The following is a 16,326-nucleotide window of genomic DNA, read 5'->3' as shown; positions in this document are numbered from 1 at the left end:
AGACGTGCATTATTCACGTTCCAACCAATCTTGTAAAGCCTGAATTGAATGATGGGCTGTCATATCCGCTTGAATAGGGGTAATGGATACATAACCATTTTTTACCGCATGAAAATCCGTGCCTTCTTGCTCGTTTTCCGGCAAACCTGCCGGGCCAATCCAATAAATGGACTCACCGCGAGGATCTTCTTGTTTAATCACCTCTGCCGCAGATGAACGATAACCCAAATGACAAACTTTATAACCTTTGAGTTCTTCATAAGGCAAATCCGGCACATTAATATTAATAATTTCACGGGGATTTAATAACTGATTATGCAATTTAGGGATTAAATCTGCCACCACCCGTGCCGCTGTTTCATAATATTGACGACCATCCAAGGATACGGCAATGGAAGGCAATCCTAAATGACGCCCCTCAAGAGCTGCTGCCACTGTACCGGAATAAATCGTATCATCACCCATATTACACCCTGCATTAATGCCCGACACCACTAAATCAACTTGACCGGATAAAAAACCATTCAATGCCAAATGCACACAATCCGCCGGTGTGCCGTTAATACAATAATCACCGTTATCTAAATGACGAGGGCGTAAGGGTTCGACCAAAGTTAATGCACTGGATGCCGCACTTCGATTGCGATCCGGCGCAACAATCACGACATCCGCAAACTTGCGTAATTCTGCCGCTAAAATTTGGATACCTTCTGCGTGAAAACCATCATCATTACTTAATAAAATTCGCATTATGCTTCCTTATAATTTACTAATTCCCTAATCAGTGCCGTGGCATAGCTGCCTGCCGGTAAATAAAAAAAGAGTTTTAATCCTTCCTCAACAAACTGCCATTGGAAATCCTGTGCACGCATGAGCAACGGACGGCGTGCCGCTTTCATTTTCTCTTGTTTCATCAAAGGAGAAAACGCATTATGCTGTTCCACAATGGTATTTTCGATCTCTGAAGCCACCAGATTTTCTTCACCAATGAGCGGGGCGGTAAGCAAAATATCCTGCTGATTTAACCGCACTTGTAATGCTGCGAGATCTTCGGTTTCATCCGCTTTAAACCAACTGTGCGAGCCGTTTAATTGTACAATATCATTTGGCAAAACTTGTTGTGCAAGATCTTGTTCAATGCGTGCCGCCACTACCAAATTAAAAATTTCACTACGTGCGGCGGAAAGGTAAAAACTGCGTTTTTTGCGATCTTTGACCTTAATTTCCCCTTTTGCCCAACGTAGTGCCTGCGTGAGATTATGACCATCACGCCCAAAGCGTTGTTCCGTAAAATAATTAGGAAATCCCACATTTTCCACAAAATTTAAGCGAGCCTTTAACTCATCGGTTTCTTGAGTATCACGCAGCAAAATTTCAAAATGATTACCTTGTAAACTGCCGGTACGGATTTTGCGATGGTGACGTGTGACTGCTAAGATCTCTACCCCTTCTAATTCAAAACGGCTGAAATCCGGCGTATCCTGCCCCGGCATTTGCAAGCAGAACCATTGTTCGGTAATAGCTTGGCGATCCTTTAAACCGGCATAACCCATATTGCGTTCCGACACACCAGCAAATTTTGCCAATTTTTCGCCCACAAATAAGGTATTACAACCTGTTTTTCGCACTTTTAACGCAACAAATTCCCCCTCGCCCGACATTTCATAGCCAAGGTCTTCCTTCACCACAAAATCTGCACACTGTTGCTTTAAAAGTGCGGTGGATTTTGGCGGTGTTTTTAAACTGAGGTAAGGGAGTTGTTCAAGCATAGTAATGGGTTTGGGTTGAAAATAATCTGCGAAATTTTATGCGACTTTTGGGGATTTATCCACTAAAATAACCGCACTTTTCACGCCAACTAAGGAACTGATTATGACTGATTTTGCCGAACTTCAAGCGGAAACACGGGAAATTATCACCGATTTATTAAATGACGGCAGCGATCCTACCGCACTCTATATTATTGAACATCACGTTGCACACTATGACTTTGAGGCATTGGAAAAAATTGCGGTGGATGCCTTCAAAGCCGGCTATGAAGTCTCTGAGGCGGAAGAATTTGAAGATGATAATGGGAAAACCATTTTCTGTTTTGACATCATCAGCGAAGTAGAATTAAAAGCGGAAATTATTGATGCCCAACAAAAAGAAATTCTGCCTCTCATTGAAAAACATAAAGGCATTTATGACGGCTGGGGCACTTATTTTGAAGATCCGAACGCCGATGAAGACGAATACGGCAACGATGGTGAATTTTTTGATGACGATGAGGTCGAAGAGTCACGTTTACACTAATTATCTTATCTGACCGCATGAATAAAAGTGCGGTCACAAAAAACAACGTTTTTTGAGCGTTGGCTTCGCCAACGACGCCAAAGGCGTGAATAAATCACTTGAGTGATTTATGAATAATTTTTGGAGAAATTTATGAAATTAAAAGCACTCAGCCTTGCCTTGTTAGCTTTACCCTTGAGTAGCTCCGTCTTAGCAGAAAATTCTGTCGCCCAACAGACCAATTTTGTTTCTTTCAATACCGAAGCGGAAAAAAGCATTGAACGTGATTTATTGAATGTCCGTTTATTTTATCAAGTAGACGGCAAAAATTTAGCGGACTTAAATAAGACGATTGCAGAGCGTTTAAACAAAGCGGTGGGCATTGTTCAAAAACAAAGTGCGGTAGAAATTAAAGGCAATTCCCGCCAAACCTCCGTTCGTTACGACAATGAAGGTAAGAAAACAGGTTGGATTGCCCGTGCGGATCTTGTATTGGAAAGCAAAGATTTCCAAGCACTATCGGATGTACTCAACGCCCTTGATGGCGTGCTTGCCATTGAAGATGTGAATGCAATGATTTCACCGGAAAAATTAATGAGTGTAGAAACCGAATTAACACAGGCGGTAATTGAACAATTTAAAAATAAAGCCACATTAATTCAGAATTCGTTACAAATGAAAAATTACCGCATTCTTAATTTAGACATTTCATCAGTCAACGAACCTGTATCTATCCGTCCTTACGCCGCACCGAGAGCCGCCAAAGTTGCTATGTTATCTGCCGATGCTTCACCGGAGGCGTTTTTAGAGCGTGGAAAAGAGGCAGTGCGAGTGCGTGCCAATGCACGAATTGAATTGCTTAAGGATTAATTTTCTATACAATTATTCTGTCTTCTATACAATGACAACAGTTTTATACAATAAGGAAACCTCATGAATGTAGCAAAAAACGTGGTAGTAAGCATTGCTTACCAAGTCCGCACCCAAGACGGTGTATTAGTGGATGAAGCACCGGCCAATCAACCATTAGAATATTTACAAGGCCACAACAATTTAGTCATTGGTCTTGAAAAAGCCCTTGAAGGCAAAGCAGTAGGCGACAAATTTGAAGTTCGCGTTCAACCGGAAGAAGGCTATGGCGAATACAATGAAAATATGGTGCAACGTGTACCAAAAGATGTTTTCCAAGGTGTCGATGAATTAGTCGTCGGAATGCGTTTCTTAGCAGATACGGATATCGGTCCGGTTCCTGTGGTGATTACCGAAATTGACGGTGATGAAGTGGTGGTGGACGGTAACCATATGTTAGCCGGCCAAGAGTTACACTTCACCGTTGAAGTGGTCGCAACCCGTGAAGCGACCTTAGAAGAAATCGCCCATGGTCATGTACACGGTGCGCACGGACACCATCACCATGATAGTGATGAAGGGGGGCATGGCTGTGGTTGCGGCGGTCACCATCATCATGATCACGACCATGGACACGGTGGTTGCTGTGGCGGTGGTCACAAACACGATCATCACGGACATGGCGGTTGTGGTTGCGGCGGTCATTAATCTTTTGAGCAAAACACAAAGGGCAACGCAATGTTGCCCTTCTTTTTATATAAATTAAGGAAAAACAATGAAGAAAATCCTACTATTGACGCTTCTTTTTTGGCTGAGTGGCTGTGCGATGAATACCACCACGCCAGAACAAACTGAAGTGAAACCACAAATTGCAGAAGCACAACATTTTTCGGGAAAAATCACAGGGTATGAAACCGTAGACTATCCTTTTTTTGTGAAAAAAGGACAGAATTTGAATATCAGTATGGCGACATTTTTCCCCCACGCCTATTTTAATATTTGGTCGCCTCAAGGAAAAGAAGCCATTTTTAGAGGGAATATTCAGGGAGATCAATTTGAAGGTGTGGCACAAGAAACCGGAGAATATAAAGTTCAGGTTTATATGATGCGAGCCCAAGCCCGCAAAAATGAAACAGCCTCTTATAAATTAGAAATTATTGTAGGTCATGAACTACCGTAATACAGAGCGAGAAAGTAAAAAAAGGCAACATTCCGTTGCCTTTTCTTTTTTCAATCTTATTCAGTTGCGTCTTTCAAAAGCACTTCAGGATCTGGCTGACCGGTAATGCGATTGCGTAAATCACGACGAATAATTTCAATTGTCCAGAACCAGAAAATATGACCGACTAATTCGGAAATATGCTCATAGAGTGGCCATTCCGCAACAGGAGGCGTTAAACCTAATGCCGGGAAAGTGATGTAGTGTACACAGATATTTGCAATAATACCTGCGCCAATACCTTGCCAGAATTTGATTTTAGGAAAACGTTCAGCCACGATACAATAACCAATGGCGAATACCAATGAAAAAATCATGTGTGTTACGCCAATCCAGTTAAAGGCATGATCTGCAAAAGTGAACGCAGCTTCGGTTGGATCGATACCTAAATAATCACGCAAGAAAACGTGTGGAGGGTTTAAAAATGCACGTGAACAGACTGCCAATACTTGCTCTTGCGTTAACCCCGTGATGTCCACTTTACAAGCCGATGCGAAGAAATCAATCGGGCTACGTGGTGGGAACGGGTGTTCAGCTCCCCATTTTACAAACGCAGAGATGATACCTGCGATAATACCAACAAAAATCGCCACGCCATAACGGCGACGATTTGGCGGGGTTTGTGTGAAAATACCTGACATATTTTGCTCCGAAAATGTAAAAAAAAAAATTAATCACACTTTTTTAACATCAACAAAGTGTGCTATAAATCTTCACCATTTAAACTATCATAGGCTTATTTTTTTATAGTATTAAAAAATAACCTACTGATAATTGATGGTGAAATATGAGTACAAATTTTTCACCAATTTAGCTGAACAGTCAAGATTTAAAGTTATTTTCTACTCAAAAAAGAGTATTTAGGCTCTAAAAATTTCCCTCCTACCGTTTTTACCAGCTCCTTTACACCAAAACATAAGCCCCTCATCCCCCCATAAAATAAAAAAGAAGAGGACAGAAAATAACGATAAATAATCCCGGATCCCTGCTATAAAAATGCCCCCGTCACTTATCGGAGTAACGGGGGCAAAAATTAATATCAATTCAGCAGAAATTATAATTTTGTCGCAAGCATTGCTTCCAATTTTTCTTGGTCAATAGCGAATTTACGAATGCCTTCCGCTAATTTCTCTACCGCCATGGCATCGCTGTTATGTTGCCAATAGAACTCTGCTTCAGTTAGCGCTTGAGGTTTGGCTTTTACTTCGCCTTTGAAATCAAGTTTACGCACAAGTGCGGTTGAATTTTCTTGTAATTCTTTGAGAAGCGGAGGAGCAATGGTTAAACGATCACAACCGGCTAACTCAGTGATCTCACCCACATTACGGAAACTCGCCCCCATTACCACGGTATTGTAACCGTATTCTTTGTAGTAATTATAAATTTTGGTGACGGAAATCACACCCGGATCTTCAGCCGGTGCGTAGTCTTTTTTGTCACTATTGGCTTTGTACCAGTCTAAAATACGACCTACGAATGGCGAAATTAAATACACGCCTGCTTCCGCACAGGCACGAGCTTGCGCTTCTGAGAATAATAAGGTGAGGTTACAGTTAATGCCTTCTTTTTCAAGAATTTCTGCCGCACGGATACCCTGCCAAGTGGACGCAATTTTAATCAAAATACGATCATTGGAAATACCCGCCGCATTGTAAAGTGCGATCAGTTTACGAGCCTTTTCAACGGTAGCTTTCGTATTATAGGAAAGACGGGCATCGACTTCCGTGGAAATGCGTCCCGGGACGATTTTTAAAATTTCTAAACCAATGTTTACTGCTAATTTATCTTCTGCATCAATCAGTTGTTGTGCTTTATCATTGCTTTGTGCTTTGGCATAGCTTACGGCTTCATCAATCAATGGGGCATATTGTGGCAATGCCGAAGCACTTAAAATTAAGGAAGGGTTGGTTGTCGCATCTTGTGGTTGGTATTTTTTGATGGCTTCAATATCGCCGGTATCCGCAACCACAATGGTCATACTACGAAGTGAATCTAATTGAGTTGTCATTGTCTTCTCCTTGTTTTGATTGATGGGCGTTACGATAACATAAATTGAATTTGAAGTGATAGTGAGAAATCGTAATAGATCGAATAGCTTTTGCTAAAAAAAGAAGGGTTTCTTGCTTTTTATCAAAACTGTGATCAATATCACTCTTGTTGAGAAAGAAAGCCTTTACAAATTTAAACATTTGAGATAAACCAATGAACTTAATAAGTTTAATAATGATAATTTCAACATAATAGTTCAAAAAAGGAGTATCTATGCAACGCAAAGTACTGAGTAAATTTATTTTTTCTTCTCTCGCCCTCGCTCTTTCTGGCAGCCTTTATGCGGCACAAGTGCCAAGCGGAACGGAACTTGCACCGGTACAACATATCGTGATTAATAACGGTGCGGAACCACAAAGTTTCGATCCGCATAAAACTGAAGGCGTACCAGAATCACAAGTGGCTTATCAATTATTTGAAGGCCTAGTGAGCACCAATTCAGATGGTGAATTAGTGCCGGGTGTGGCAGAAAGTTGGGAAAGCTCGCCGGATTATAAAACCTGGACATTCCATCTTCGCAAAGACGCCAAATGGTCAAACGGTGATCCTATTACTGCACAAGATTTTGTCTATTCTTGGCGTCGCTTAGTCAACCCTAACACCGCGTCACCTTACGCCAGCTTCTTAGATTATATGCAAGTAGTGAATGCACAAGATATTATTGACGGTAAGAAAAAACCGGAAGAATTAGGCGTAGAAGCCAAAGACGATCACACTTTTGTAGTTTATTCCTCTAATCCCGTGCCTTATGCCGTCGGTTTAACCTCTCACCAATCTTTACTCCCTGTACCACAAAAGATCATTGAAAAATTTGGTGATGCTTGGGTAAAAAAAGAAAACATTGTAACCAATGGAGCTTATAAACTCAAAGATCATGTGATCAACGAAAAAATTGAATTTGAACGTAACCCACTTTATTGGAATGATAAAGAAACGGTAATAAATACGGCCACTTTCTTAGCCATTGAAAATCCGAGTACCGATGTTTCACGTTATCGTGCCGGTGATTTAGATATTACCAGCTATGCACTCCCACCCGAGCAATTCGCCAAGTTGAAAAAAGAATTGTCTGATCAAGTATTCACTGCCCGTACTTTGGCGACCTATACTTATGAAATCAACAATATGAAAGCGCCTTTCAATGATAAACGCGTACGCCAAGCCTTAAACTATGCCCTTGATCGTAATGTGATTACCGATAAAGTGATGGCGCAAGGTCAAACGCCGACTTATGTTTTCACGCCAACTTATATTGCGGAAGGGGAACTGATTCAGCAACCGGCTTATTCCCAAGAACCAATGGCAAAACGTAATGAAGAAGCCATTAAATTATTGGAAGAGGCAGGGTTTAGCAAATCCAATCCGTTAAAATTCACCATTCTTTACAACACCAATGAAAACCACAAAAAAGTGGCAATCGCTGCTGCCTCTATGTGGAAAGCCAATACAAAAGGCTTAATTGATGTAAAATTAGAAAACCAAGAATGGAAAACTTATATTGATAGCCGTCGAGCGGGTCGTTACGATGTGGCGCGTGCCGGTTGGAATGCGGATTACAACCAAGCCACCACTTTCGGTAACTATTTCTTGTCCACCTCCAGTAACAACACGGCAAAATATGCCAGTGCGGAATATGACAAGGCAATGGCGGAATCCTATCTCGCCACTGACGCAAAAGGGCGTGCGGAAGCCTATGCCAAAGCGGAAGCCATTTTAGCGCAAGATTTTGCTATCGTCCCGGTATTTAACTATGTTAATCCTCGCTTAGTGAAACCTTACGTGGGCGGTTATACCGCTAAAGATCCACAAGACCAAATTTTCTTGCGCAATCTTTATATCATTAAACATTAATAAAAAGTGCGGTTGGAAAAACATCTGTTTTTTAACCGCACTTTTATTTTTATAAAATCCTTGCCTTATAAACAAGGAAAGAAAATATCGCCGTGATATTTTGGGGTTGGAGTAATCATGTTCAAATTTATTCTTAAACGCGTGTTGGAAGCAATTCCCACCTTGTTTATTTTAATTACCTTTTCTTTTTTTCTGATGCGTTTGGCACCGGGTAGCCCTTTCACTTCCGAACGCGCCTACCCGCCAGAAGTGATGGCAAATATTGAAGCAAAATATCACCTCAATGAACCGCTGCACAAACAATATCTGTTGTATTTAGAAAATCTTTCCAAAGGTGATTTTGGCCCTTCCTTTAAATATAAAGATCAGTCCGTAAACGATTTAATCGGTGCCGCATTCCCAGTTTCGCTCAAACTGGGTAGCATTGCTTTTTTGTTTGCGCTCACTCTCGGTATTTCTGCCGGCACTCTTGCGGCATTAAAGCAAAATAGCCGATGGGATTACATTTTGATGAGTATGTCGATGACTGGTGTGATTATGCCGAGTTTTGTCTTCGCCCCACTCCTTGTGTTATTTTTTGCCATTTGGCTGGGTTGGTTGCCGGCAGGTGGTTGGAACGAAGGGGCTTTACCCTATTTAATTTTACCGGTTGCTTCACTCACCATTGGCTATGTAGCAGGCATTGCACGGATTATGCGAGGCTCAATGATTGAAGTGCTTCATTCCAATTTTATCCGCACCGCCAAAGCCAAAGGGCTTTCTACCCGCCGAATTATTTTAAAACACGCCCTTCGCCCGGCACTTTTGCCTGTCATCACCTATCTCGGCCCGGCCTTCGTGGGCATTATCACCGGATCTATGGTCATTGAAAGTGTATTCGGCTTACCTGGTATGGGGAAATTATTTGTAAATGGTGCATTAAATCGTGACTATTCTTTAGTGTTGAGTTTAACCATTCTGGTGGGCTCACTCACCATTTTATTTAATATGATTGTGGATATTTTATATGCCGTCATTGACCCGAAAATTCGTTATTAGGAGTGTGCAATGACCCAGCCGATTAATCAAAAAAACACCGAATTTGTCGAACAGCTTGCTGAACGAATAGATGAAATGCAACTTGAAGGGCGTAGCCTTTGGCAAGATGCAAAACGCCGTTTCTTCCGCAATAAAGCGGCTGTCGTCAGTTTAATTTTATTACTGCTGATTGTGTTGTTTATTACCTTTGCCCCTTTCTTTTTTCCCTTCACTTATGAAGATACGGATTGGAATATGATGAGTGCCGCCCCAACCACAGAGGGGCTACACTTCTTTGGCACAGATTCCTCCGGCCGTGATTTGCTCGTTCGGGTGGCGATTGGGGGTAGGATTTCCCTGATGGTCGGCATTGCCGGTGCATTCATTTCTGTGCTCATCGGCACAATTTATGGGGCAATTTCCGGCTATTTTGGCGGAAAAGTGGACATGGTGATGATGCGTTTTTTAGAAATTCTCAGCTCATTCCCTTTTATGTTTTTCGTGATCTTACTCGTCACCCTTTTCGGACAAAATATTTTGTTGATCTTCGTTGCCATTGGCGCGATTGCCTGGTTAGGTTTGGCTCGAATTGTACGGGGGCAAACCCTCAGCCTCAAAAACAAGGAATTTGTGGAAGCGGCTATCGTGTGCGGTGTACCACGTCGTCAAATCATTCTCAAACATATCATTCCCAATGTTTTAGGTTTAGTGGCGGTCTATGCCTCCCTAGAAGTACCGGGATTGATCCTATTTGAATCCTTTTTGAGTTTCTTAGGGCTAGGCACTCAAGAACCCATGAGCAGTTGGGGCGCTTTATTAAGTGATGGCGCAGCCCAAATGGAAGTAGCTCCTTGGCTTTTAATTTTTCCGGCTTTCTTCCTCTGTTTAACCCTATTTTGTTTTAACTTTATCGGTGATGGCTTACGTGATGCCCTCGACCCGAAAGATCGCTAGGAGAGGTTTATGGAAAAACAACAGCAAAATCAACCGCACTTATTAGAGGTGCAAAACCTCTACGTCAATTTCCATACCCCCGATGGCATTGTTACGGCGGTAAATGATCTTAATTTCACTTTGGATGCAGGACAAACATTAGGCATTGTGGGCGAATCCGGTTCCGGTAAATCCCAAACCGCTTTTGCTTTAATGGGCTTGCTTGCAGCCAATGGTAAGGTTTCCGGCTCCGCCATATTTAACGGCACGCAATTAGTCAATTTACCCACGGCACAACTGAATAAAATCCGAGCGGAACAAATCGCCATGATTTTCCAAGATCCCATGACATCATTAAATCCCTATATGAAAATTGGTGAGCAATTGATGGAAGTGTTGATGTTGCACAAAGGTTACGACAAACAAACGGCATTTAACGAATCGGTGAAAATGTTGGATGCGGTGAAAATGCCCGAGGCAAAAAAACGCATGGGAATGTACCCACACGAATTTTCCGGCGGTATGCGGCAACGTGTGATGATTGCGATGGCATTGCTTTGTCGGCCGAAATTGCTCATTGCCGATGAACCCACCACTGCCCTTGATGTGACGGTTCAAGCACAAATTATGACCTTATTGAACGAACTCAAACAGGAATTTAACACAGCGATTATTATGATCACCCACGATCTGGGTGTGGTGGCAGGTATTTGCGATCAAGTGCTGGTGATGTATGCCGGCCGCACTATGGAATATGGCACGGCAGAACAAATTTTCTATCATCCGACTCACCCTTATTCCCTTGGATTGATGGAGGCGATTCCTCGTCTGGACGGTAAAAATGACAACCTCGTCACCATACCGGGAAACCCGCCTAACCTGCTCCATTTACCGGCAGGCTGTCCGTTTTCACCTCGTTGTCATTATGCCGGTGAACAATGTAAAACCGCACCAAAATTGACCGCACTTTCTCAAGGACATTTGCGAAATTGTTGGATTCCGGCGGAACAATTTGGAGGAAGAACCTTATGATGAAAGCGAAAAATTTGTTACTCGAGGTCAAAAATCTGGGCGTATCCTTCAAAATCAAAAATGATAAAGCCCTCTTCTTTGCTAAACCGCAAACGTTAAAAGCGGTGAAAAATGTCTCTTTTCAGCTCTATGCCGGCGAGACTTTAGGCGTGGTGGGCGAATCGGGCTGTGGAAAATCCACCCTTGCCCGTGCCATTATTGGTTTAGTGGAGGCGAACGAAGGGGAAATTATTTGGTTGGGTAAAGATTTACGCAAGCAATCCCCTAAACAATGGCGTGAAACACGCAAAGATATTCAGATGATCTTCCAAGATCCCCTTGCCTCCCTCAATCCCCGAATGAATATCGGTGAAATTATTGCAGAGCCGCTCAAAATTTATCAACCTCACTTAAACGCAGAGCAAGTGAAAGAAAAGGTGCAGGCGATGATGTTAAAAGTGGGCTTATTGCCCAATTTGATTAACCGCTATCCCCACGAATTTTCCGGGGGACAATGCCAACGCATCGGTATTGCACGTGCGCTGATTATTGAGCCTAAGATGATTATTTGTGATGAGCCGGTTTCTGCGCTGGATGTGTCCATTCAAGCCCAAGTGGTGAACTTGTTGAAATCATTACAAGAAGAAATGGGATTATCGCTGATTTTTATTGCTCACGATCTTGCCGTAGTGAAACATATTTCCGACCGAGTGTTGGTGATGTATTTGGGCAATGCCATGGAATTAGGGAGCGATGATGAGGTGTATAACCATACCAAACATCCTTACACTAAAGCCCTGATGTCTGCCGTGCCGATTCCTGATCCTAAATTGGAACGAAATAAAAACATCCAGCTTTTAGAAGGGGATCTCCCTTCCCCTATCAATCCACCGTCCGGCTGTGTATTTCGTACCAGATGCCCTTTGGCAGATGAAAATTGCCGTTTACAAAAACCATCCTTTGATACCGACAACGGCACCCATTTTGTGGCGTGCTTGAAAACCCAGTGATAAAAGTGCGGTAGAAAAACGATCACTTTTTAATTGAATTTAACCCTAACATAGAAAATAAAAAAGTTGGCATAAGCCAACTTTTTTACTCTGTTCTAAAATGAATTACTTTTTCAACAAATCACGAATTTCAGTAAGTAATTTTTCTTCGTTTGAAGGTTCTGCAGGTGCGGCTTCAGCCGGTTTTTTCAATTTGTTGATGCCTTTCACCATCAAGAAAATTGCAAATGCAATAATCACGAAATCAAAGACATTTTGAATAAACATACCGTAGTTTAAGGTTACTGCCGGAATATCACCTTTTGCCGGTTCTAAAATAAATTTTAAATCTTTAAAATCCACCCCACCGGTTAAAATACCCAATACAGGCATCACCACATCACCAACAAGTGAACTTACAATTTTACCAAACGCACCACCGATGATAACACCGACAGCCATATCAACAACATTACCGCGCATTGCGAATTCGCGAAATTCCTTTACAAAACTCATAAATTTTTCCTTTTGCTTATAGTTAAAAACGGGGCGTATTATATGTTCTTTGCTTAAAAAGTAAACCCTTTAGATAAAGAATGAACTTGGTTGGAATAATTTTTCTATTTCAGAAACCGCTTTCTTATCGCCTAAATACACGATGATATGATCGCCGTCCTGAATCTCAACATTTTTATGTCCGATAATCACTTCATTATTACGTAAAATCGCGCCGATAATGCAACCGACAGGCAAGCGAATATTACGAATAGTTTTTCCTACAATATTGGAAGTATTCAAATCACCATGAGCCACAATTTCGATCGCTTCAGAAACACCGTGATGTAAGCTTGCTACATTTTTTACATCACCTTTACGCACATAACCCAACAAAGCGGAAATTGTCGCTTGTTGCGGAGAAACCGCAATATCAATAGTACCGCCCTGAATTAGGCTGATATATGCCATACGCTGAATCAACACCATAGCTTTTTTCGCCCCTAAACGTTTTGCCAATAGTGCCGACATAATATTGGCTTCATCATCGCTACTTAATGATAGAAATACATCGACATTCTCAATATGCTCTTCAAACAACAAATTTTGATCGGAAGCATCGCCGTGAAAAACTAGGGTTTTCGCTAATTTTTCCGCTAAGGCTTGCGCCCGTTCCGCATTACGCTCAATTAATTTTACCGTGCAATGTTCTTCCAATTGTTTTGCCACACCGGCGGCAATATTCCCTCCGCCAACAATCATTACCCGTTTATAAGGCTTTTCAAGGCGTTGTAATTCACTCATCACCGCTTTAATATGCTCTGTCGCACAAATAAAGGTAATTTCATCACCGGCTTCAATAATTGTCGAACCTTGAGGACGAATGGTTTTGTCACTACGTAAAATCGAGACAATACGAAATTCAATATGCGGCATATGCTCTTTGAAAGCCGACAAAGCATGCCCGACCAATGCCCCACCATAATAAGCTTTTACTACCACGACACTGATACGATTCTTGGCAAAGTGTGCCACTTGTAATGCACCGGGATAAGCGATGAGACGGGTAATTTCATCTGTAACCAAATTTTCCGGTGAAATTAAATGGTTGATCGGCACATTTTCATCATTGAACAGTTTTTCTTTTTCCCGTAAATATTCCGAATTACGAATACGCGCAATACGGGTTGGTGTGTTAAACAATGTGTACCCCATTTGGCACGCCACCATATTGATTTCATCCGATGAGGTCACTGCTACCATTAAATCCGCATCCGCGGCACCGGCATCACGCAATACTTTAGGCGAGGAGGGTGAACCTTGAACTACTCTTAAATCATGCTTGTCCTGTAAAGCCTGAAGCCGTGTTGATTCATTATCCACTAGGGTAATATCATTATCTTCACTCACCAGATTTTCCGCTAATGTCGTGCCGACTTGTCCGGCTCCAAGAATCATAATTTTCACGCATTAACTCCTTGTTAAGATGAGAGGACGAATACCAATTTGCGCTGAATTTAGACCGCACTTTAAGGCTTCCATTTGACGACAAATTTCATCGGTTACCGCATTTGCTTGAGCCATTTTTTCTTCTGTCACCCCTTCAGCGGCTTGTTGAAACAAAATCGCATCTAATAATCGCTCGGCGTGCATTCCCTCTCGGCAATAATGTAACACGCCAACCTCATCGAATAATGTTGCCACTTTGCCTATTCTTGTGGTGGCAATCCCTAAAGCACCGTCTTCACCGCCCAATTCACGGAATAGTGCATCTTGAGGAAAACCGCCACAGGCTAGGAAAAAAGCGCGGCGGAACACGACATTTCCCCCACAAGTCATTCGCATATGCTGCCAAGCAAAATCAAAATTGGGATGTTTCGCATAACGGCTTACTAGCCCTACGGGTTTTAACGCTAAACGTACCACGGAGGTGTCCGGTTGAAAATGAAAGGTTGCCGCTGCTACTTCCAATGCACCTGGTTCATAGGCATCGTCAGCATCTAAAAAAGCGATCAACTCATTTGTGGATTGTAACGCACCCCAATTTCGTGCTTTGGCCACCCCGCTATTGGTTGGCATTTTTTCCACAAAAATACGCTGAGGATAACTTGCCGCCCATTCCTGTGCCAGAGCTAGAGTATTATCCGTAGAGGCATCATCAATCAACCAAATTTGTCCCAAACAGGGTTGATTTAAAACCGATTCCACCGCTCGTGTTAAGGTTTTTTCTGCGTTATAGCAAGGAATGATTACATCAATGTTAGGAAACATGATTATCCTCTTTTAAATTAGGCACGTTTACGCAACTTGGCGTAATAGAAACCATCTCCGCCCTTTTCTTGCGGAATAAACTGAAAACCAACCGCACTTTTATCATCATTCACCGCCTCTTCAAAAGGGAGCGGTAATAATTCCGCATTTGAATGTTCTGATAAAAAACGGCGAATTTGCTCATCATTTTCTTCCGGTAATACAGAGCAGGTGGCATACAGTAAAATACCGTTCGGTTTCAATTTTGCCCAAAGGGCTTGCAAAATATTTTTTTGTAATGCGGTCAGTTGTGTAATATCCGTTTCTTGGCGTAGCCATTTTATATCGGGATGACGACGGATCACACCGGTGGCGGAACAGGGTGCATCTAATAAAATACGGTCAAATTGCACCGCACTTTTTCCGATTTCAGCCAACCATTCATCGGGTTGAGTGGCATCACCACAAACCACTGTCGCCTGCTGATTTAAACGTGCCAGATTTTCTTCCACGCGTTTCAAACGATGGGTTTCCACATCCAATGCAATCACATTCGCTTGTGGCGCGATTTCCAAAATATGGGTGGTTTTCCCCCCGGGTGCCGCACAGGCATCTAAAATCCATTCGCCATTTTGGGGTTCTAACAAAATAGCTGCCCATTGTGCGCTCAAATCCTGTACCGTTACCGCACCTTCCGAAAAATGAGGTAATTTTTGTACCGGCGTTGGTGAAGCCAAACGTAACGCCTGAGAATGAGAGCTGGTTTCTGCCAAAATGCCCGATTCCGCCAATAAAGTGCGGTAATTTTCTAGGCTATTTTTTTGTGCATTAACCCTCAGCCACATCGGCGGTTTTTGATTATTCGCATTAATGATGTCACGCCAATTCGGATAAGCCTTTTTCAACTTGTTGACAAACCATTCAGGATGTAAGGTTTGCCAATGTTTATCCACTTGCGCCAAAATGCTTTCTTGTTCACGCAAAAAACGGCGTAGCACGCCATTGACTAACCCACGGAAACTGTCTGATTTTAACGCTTTTGTGGCATTCACCACTTCATCCACGGCAGCGTGGGTCGGGATACGCATATAAAGTAATTGATACAGCCCGACCAACAATAAACAATGCACGATCCGAGTTTTGCCTTTGAGCGGTTTATCCACAAGGCGTTGGATAATCTGTTCCAAACGAGGCAGCACACGACACACGCCAAAACAAATTTCTTGGAGGAGCGGTAAATCTTGTGCTTTTAGGGTGGATTGCACATCGGGAATTAAGCTCGAAAGAGATTTTCCCTCATCAAGCACTTGTAGAATCACCTGTGCCGCCACCGCTCGGGAGGAAAGTGCGGTGGATTTTTTCGCTGTTTTTTTCATTGGTTTATTGTTC

General features: G+C 42.4%; 17 protein-coding genes. 9 read left to right on the top strand and 8 right to left on the bottom strand.

The window, feature by feature from the left end; translation table 11 throughout:
- Positions 1-9: 9 nt before the first annotated feature.
- Positions 10-750: a 5'/3'-nucleotidase SurE gene (gene surE / locus BKG94_RS04995; RefSeq protein WP_077434827.1), complete on the bottom strand. Its 741-nt coding sequence runs from the start codon at positions 748-750 to the stop codon at positions 10-12.
- Positions 750-1,769 (bottom strand): tRNA pseudouridine(13) synthase TruD, encoded by a 1,020-nt coding sequence (truD, locus tag BKG94_RS04990; RefSeq protein ID WP_077434825.1) that lies wholly within the window; start codon positions 1,767-1,769, stop codon positions 750-752. The genes surE and truD overlap by 1 nt, the downstream gene beginning before the upstream one ends.
- A gap of 103 nt (positions 1,770-1,872) precedes the next feature.
- Between truD and rraB the strand changes: the two genes are divergently transcribed.
- From rraB to BKG94_RS04970, 4 genes are all read left to right on the top strand, one after another.
- Positions 1,873-2,295, top strand: coding sequence for a ribonuclease E inhibitor RraB (gene rraB / locus BKG94_RS04985; RefSeq protein WP_077434823.1), 423 nt, complete (start codon positions 1,873-1,875; stop codon positions 2,293-2,295).
- 132 nt (positions 2,296-2,427) lie between these two features.
- Positions 2,428-3,144 (top strand): SIMPL domain-containing protein, encoded by a 717-nt coding sequence (locus BKG94_RS04980; RefSeq protein ID WP_077434821.1) that lies wholly within the window; start codon positions 2,428-2,430, stop codon positions 3,142-3,144.
- A 63-nt stretch (positions 3,145-3,207) separates the two neighbouring features.
- Positions 3,208-3,831, top strand: a complete 624-nt coding sequence (gene slyD / locus BKG94_RS04975) for a peptidylprolyl isomerase (protein ID WP_077434819.1) — start codon at positions 3,208-3,210, stop codon at positions 3,829-3,831.
- A gap of 67 nt (positions 3,832-3,898) precedes the next feature.
- Positions 3,899-4,303, top strand: a complete 405-nt coding sequence (locus BKG94_RS04970; RefSeq protein WP_077434817.1) for a hypothetical protein — start codon at positions 3,899-3,901, stop codon at positions 4,301-4,303.
- A gap of 56 nt (positions 4,304-4,359) precedes the next feature.
- Here BKG94_RS04970 and BKG94_RS04965 read toward each other — a convergent pair whose 3' ends face one another.
- Complete coding sequence (locus tag BKG94_RS04965; RefSeq protein WP_077434815.1) at positions 4,360-4,983, bottom strand: YagU family protein; 624 nt, start codon at positions 4,981-4,983, stop codon at positions 4,360-4,362.
- A 413-nt stretch (positions 4,984-5,396) separates the two neighbouring features.
- Positions 5,397-6,350: a transaldolase gene (gene tal, locus BKG94_RS04960; protein ID WP_077434813.1), complete on the bottom strand. Its 954-nt coding sequence runs from the start codon at positions 6,348-6,350 to the stop codon at positions 5,397-5,399.
- 254 nt (positions 6,351-6,604) lie between these two features.
- Here tal and BKG94_RS04955 point away from each other — a divergent pair, with 254 nt between their 5' ends.
- The 5 genes from BKG94_RS04955 to oppF all read left to right on the top strand — a co-directional run bounded on the left by BKG94_RS04955 (position 6,605) and on the right by oppF (position 12,213).
- Entirely contained in the window at positions 6,605-8,242 is a 1,638-nt protein-coding gene (locus BKG94_RS04955) for an ABC transporter substrate-binding protein (RefSeq protein ID WP_077434811.1), read from the top strand.
- A gap of 117 nt (positions 8,243-8,359) precedes the next feature.
- Entirely contained in the window at positions 8,360-9,280 is a 921-nt protein-coding gene (gene oppB / locus BKG94_RS04950; RefSeq protein ID WP_077434809.1) for an oligopeptide ABC transporter permease OppB, read from the top strand.
- Positions 9,281-9,289: 9 nt separating this feature from the next.
- Complete coding sequence (gene oppC / locus BKG94_RS04945) at positions 9,290-10,213, top strand: oligopeptide ABC transporter permease OppC (protein WP_077434807.1); 924 nt, start codon at positions 9,290-9,292, stop codon at positions 10,211-10,213.
- A 9-nt stretch (positions 10,214-10,222) separates the two neighbouring features.
- A complete protein-coding gene (gene oppD, locus BKG94_RS04940; RefSeq protein WP_077434805.1) occupies positions 10,223-11,224 on the top strand; it encodes an ABC transporter ATP-binding protein in 1,002 nt (333 codons plus the stop codon).
- Positions 11,221-12,213, top strand: coding sequence for a murein tripeptide/oligopeptide ABC transporter ATP binding protein OppF (oppF, locus tag BKG94_RS04935; protein WP_077434803.1), 993 nt, complete (start codon positions 11,221-11,223; stop codon positions 12,211-12,213). The genes oppD and oppF overlap by 4 nt, the downstream gene beginning before the upstream one ends.
- A 105-nt stretch (positions 12,214-12,318) precedes the next feature.
- Here the strand turns inward: oppF and mscL are convergent, their stop codons facing one another.
- The 4 genes from mscL to rsmB all read right to left on the bottom strand — a co-directional run bounded on the left by mscL (position 12,319) and on the right by rsmB (position 16,313).
- Positions 12,319-12,708, bottom strand: coding sequence for a large-conductance mechanosensitive channel protein MscL (mscL, locus tag BKG94_RS04930; protein ID WP_077434801.1), 390 nt, complete (start codon positions 12,706-12,708; stop codon positions 12,319-12,321).
- Between the two features lie 69 nt (positions 12,709-12,777).
- Positions 12,778-14,154 (bottom strand): Trk system potassium transporter TrkA, encoded by a 1,377-nt coding sequence (gene trkA / locus BKG94_RS04925; RefSeq protein WP_077434799.1) that lies wholly within the window; start codon positions 14,152-14,154, stop codon positions 12,778-12,780.
- 3 nt (positions 14,155-14,157) lie between these two features.
- Positions 14,158-14,958: a glycosyltransferase family 2 protein gene (locus BKG94_RS04920; protein WP_077434797.1), complete on the bottom strand. Its 801-nt coding sequence runs from the start codon at positions 14,956-14,958 to the stop codon at positions 14,158-14,160.
- Positions 14,959-14,975: 17 nt separating this feature from the next.
- Positions 14,976-16,313 (bottom strand): 16S rRNA (cytosine(967)-C(5))-methyltransferase RsmB, encoded by a 1,338-nt coding sequence (gene rsmB / locus BKG94_RS04915; RefSeq protein ID WP_167377233.1) that lies wholly within the window; start codon positions 16,311-16,313, stop codon positions 14,976-14,978.
- Positions 16,314-16,326: the final 13 nt, after the last annotated feature.

It is taken from the genome of Rodentibacter ratti (assembly GCF_002000485.1).
Taxonomy (GTDB): Bacteria; Pseudomonadota; Gammaproteobacteria; order Enterobacterales; family Pasteurellaceae; genus Rodentibacter; species Rodentibacter ratti.
This window is presented reverse-complemented; position numbering and strand designations above follow the sequence as displayed.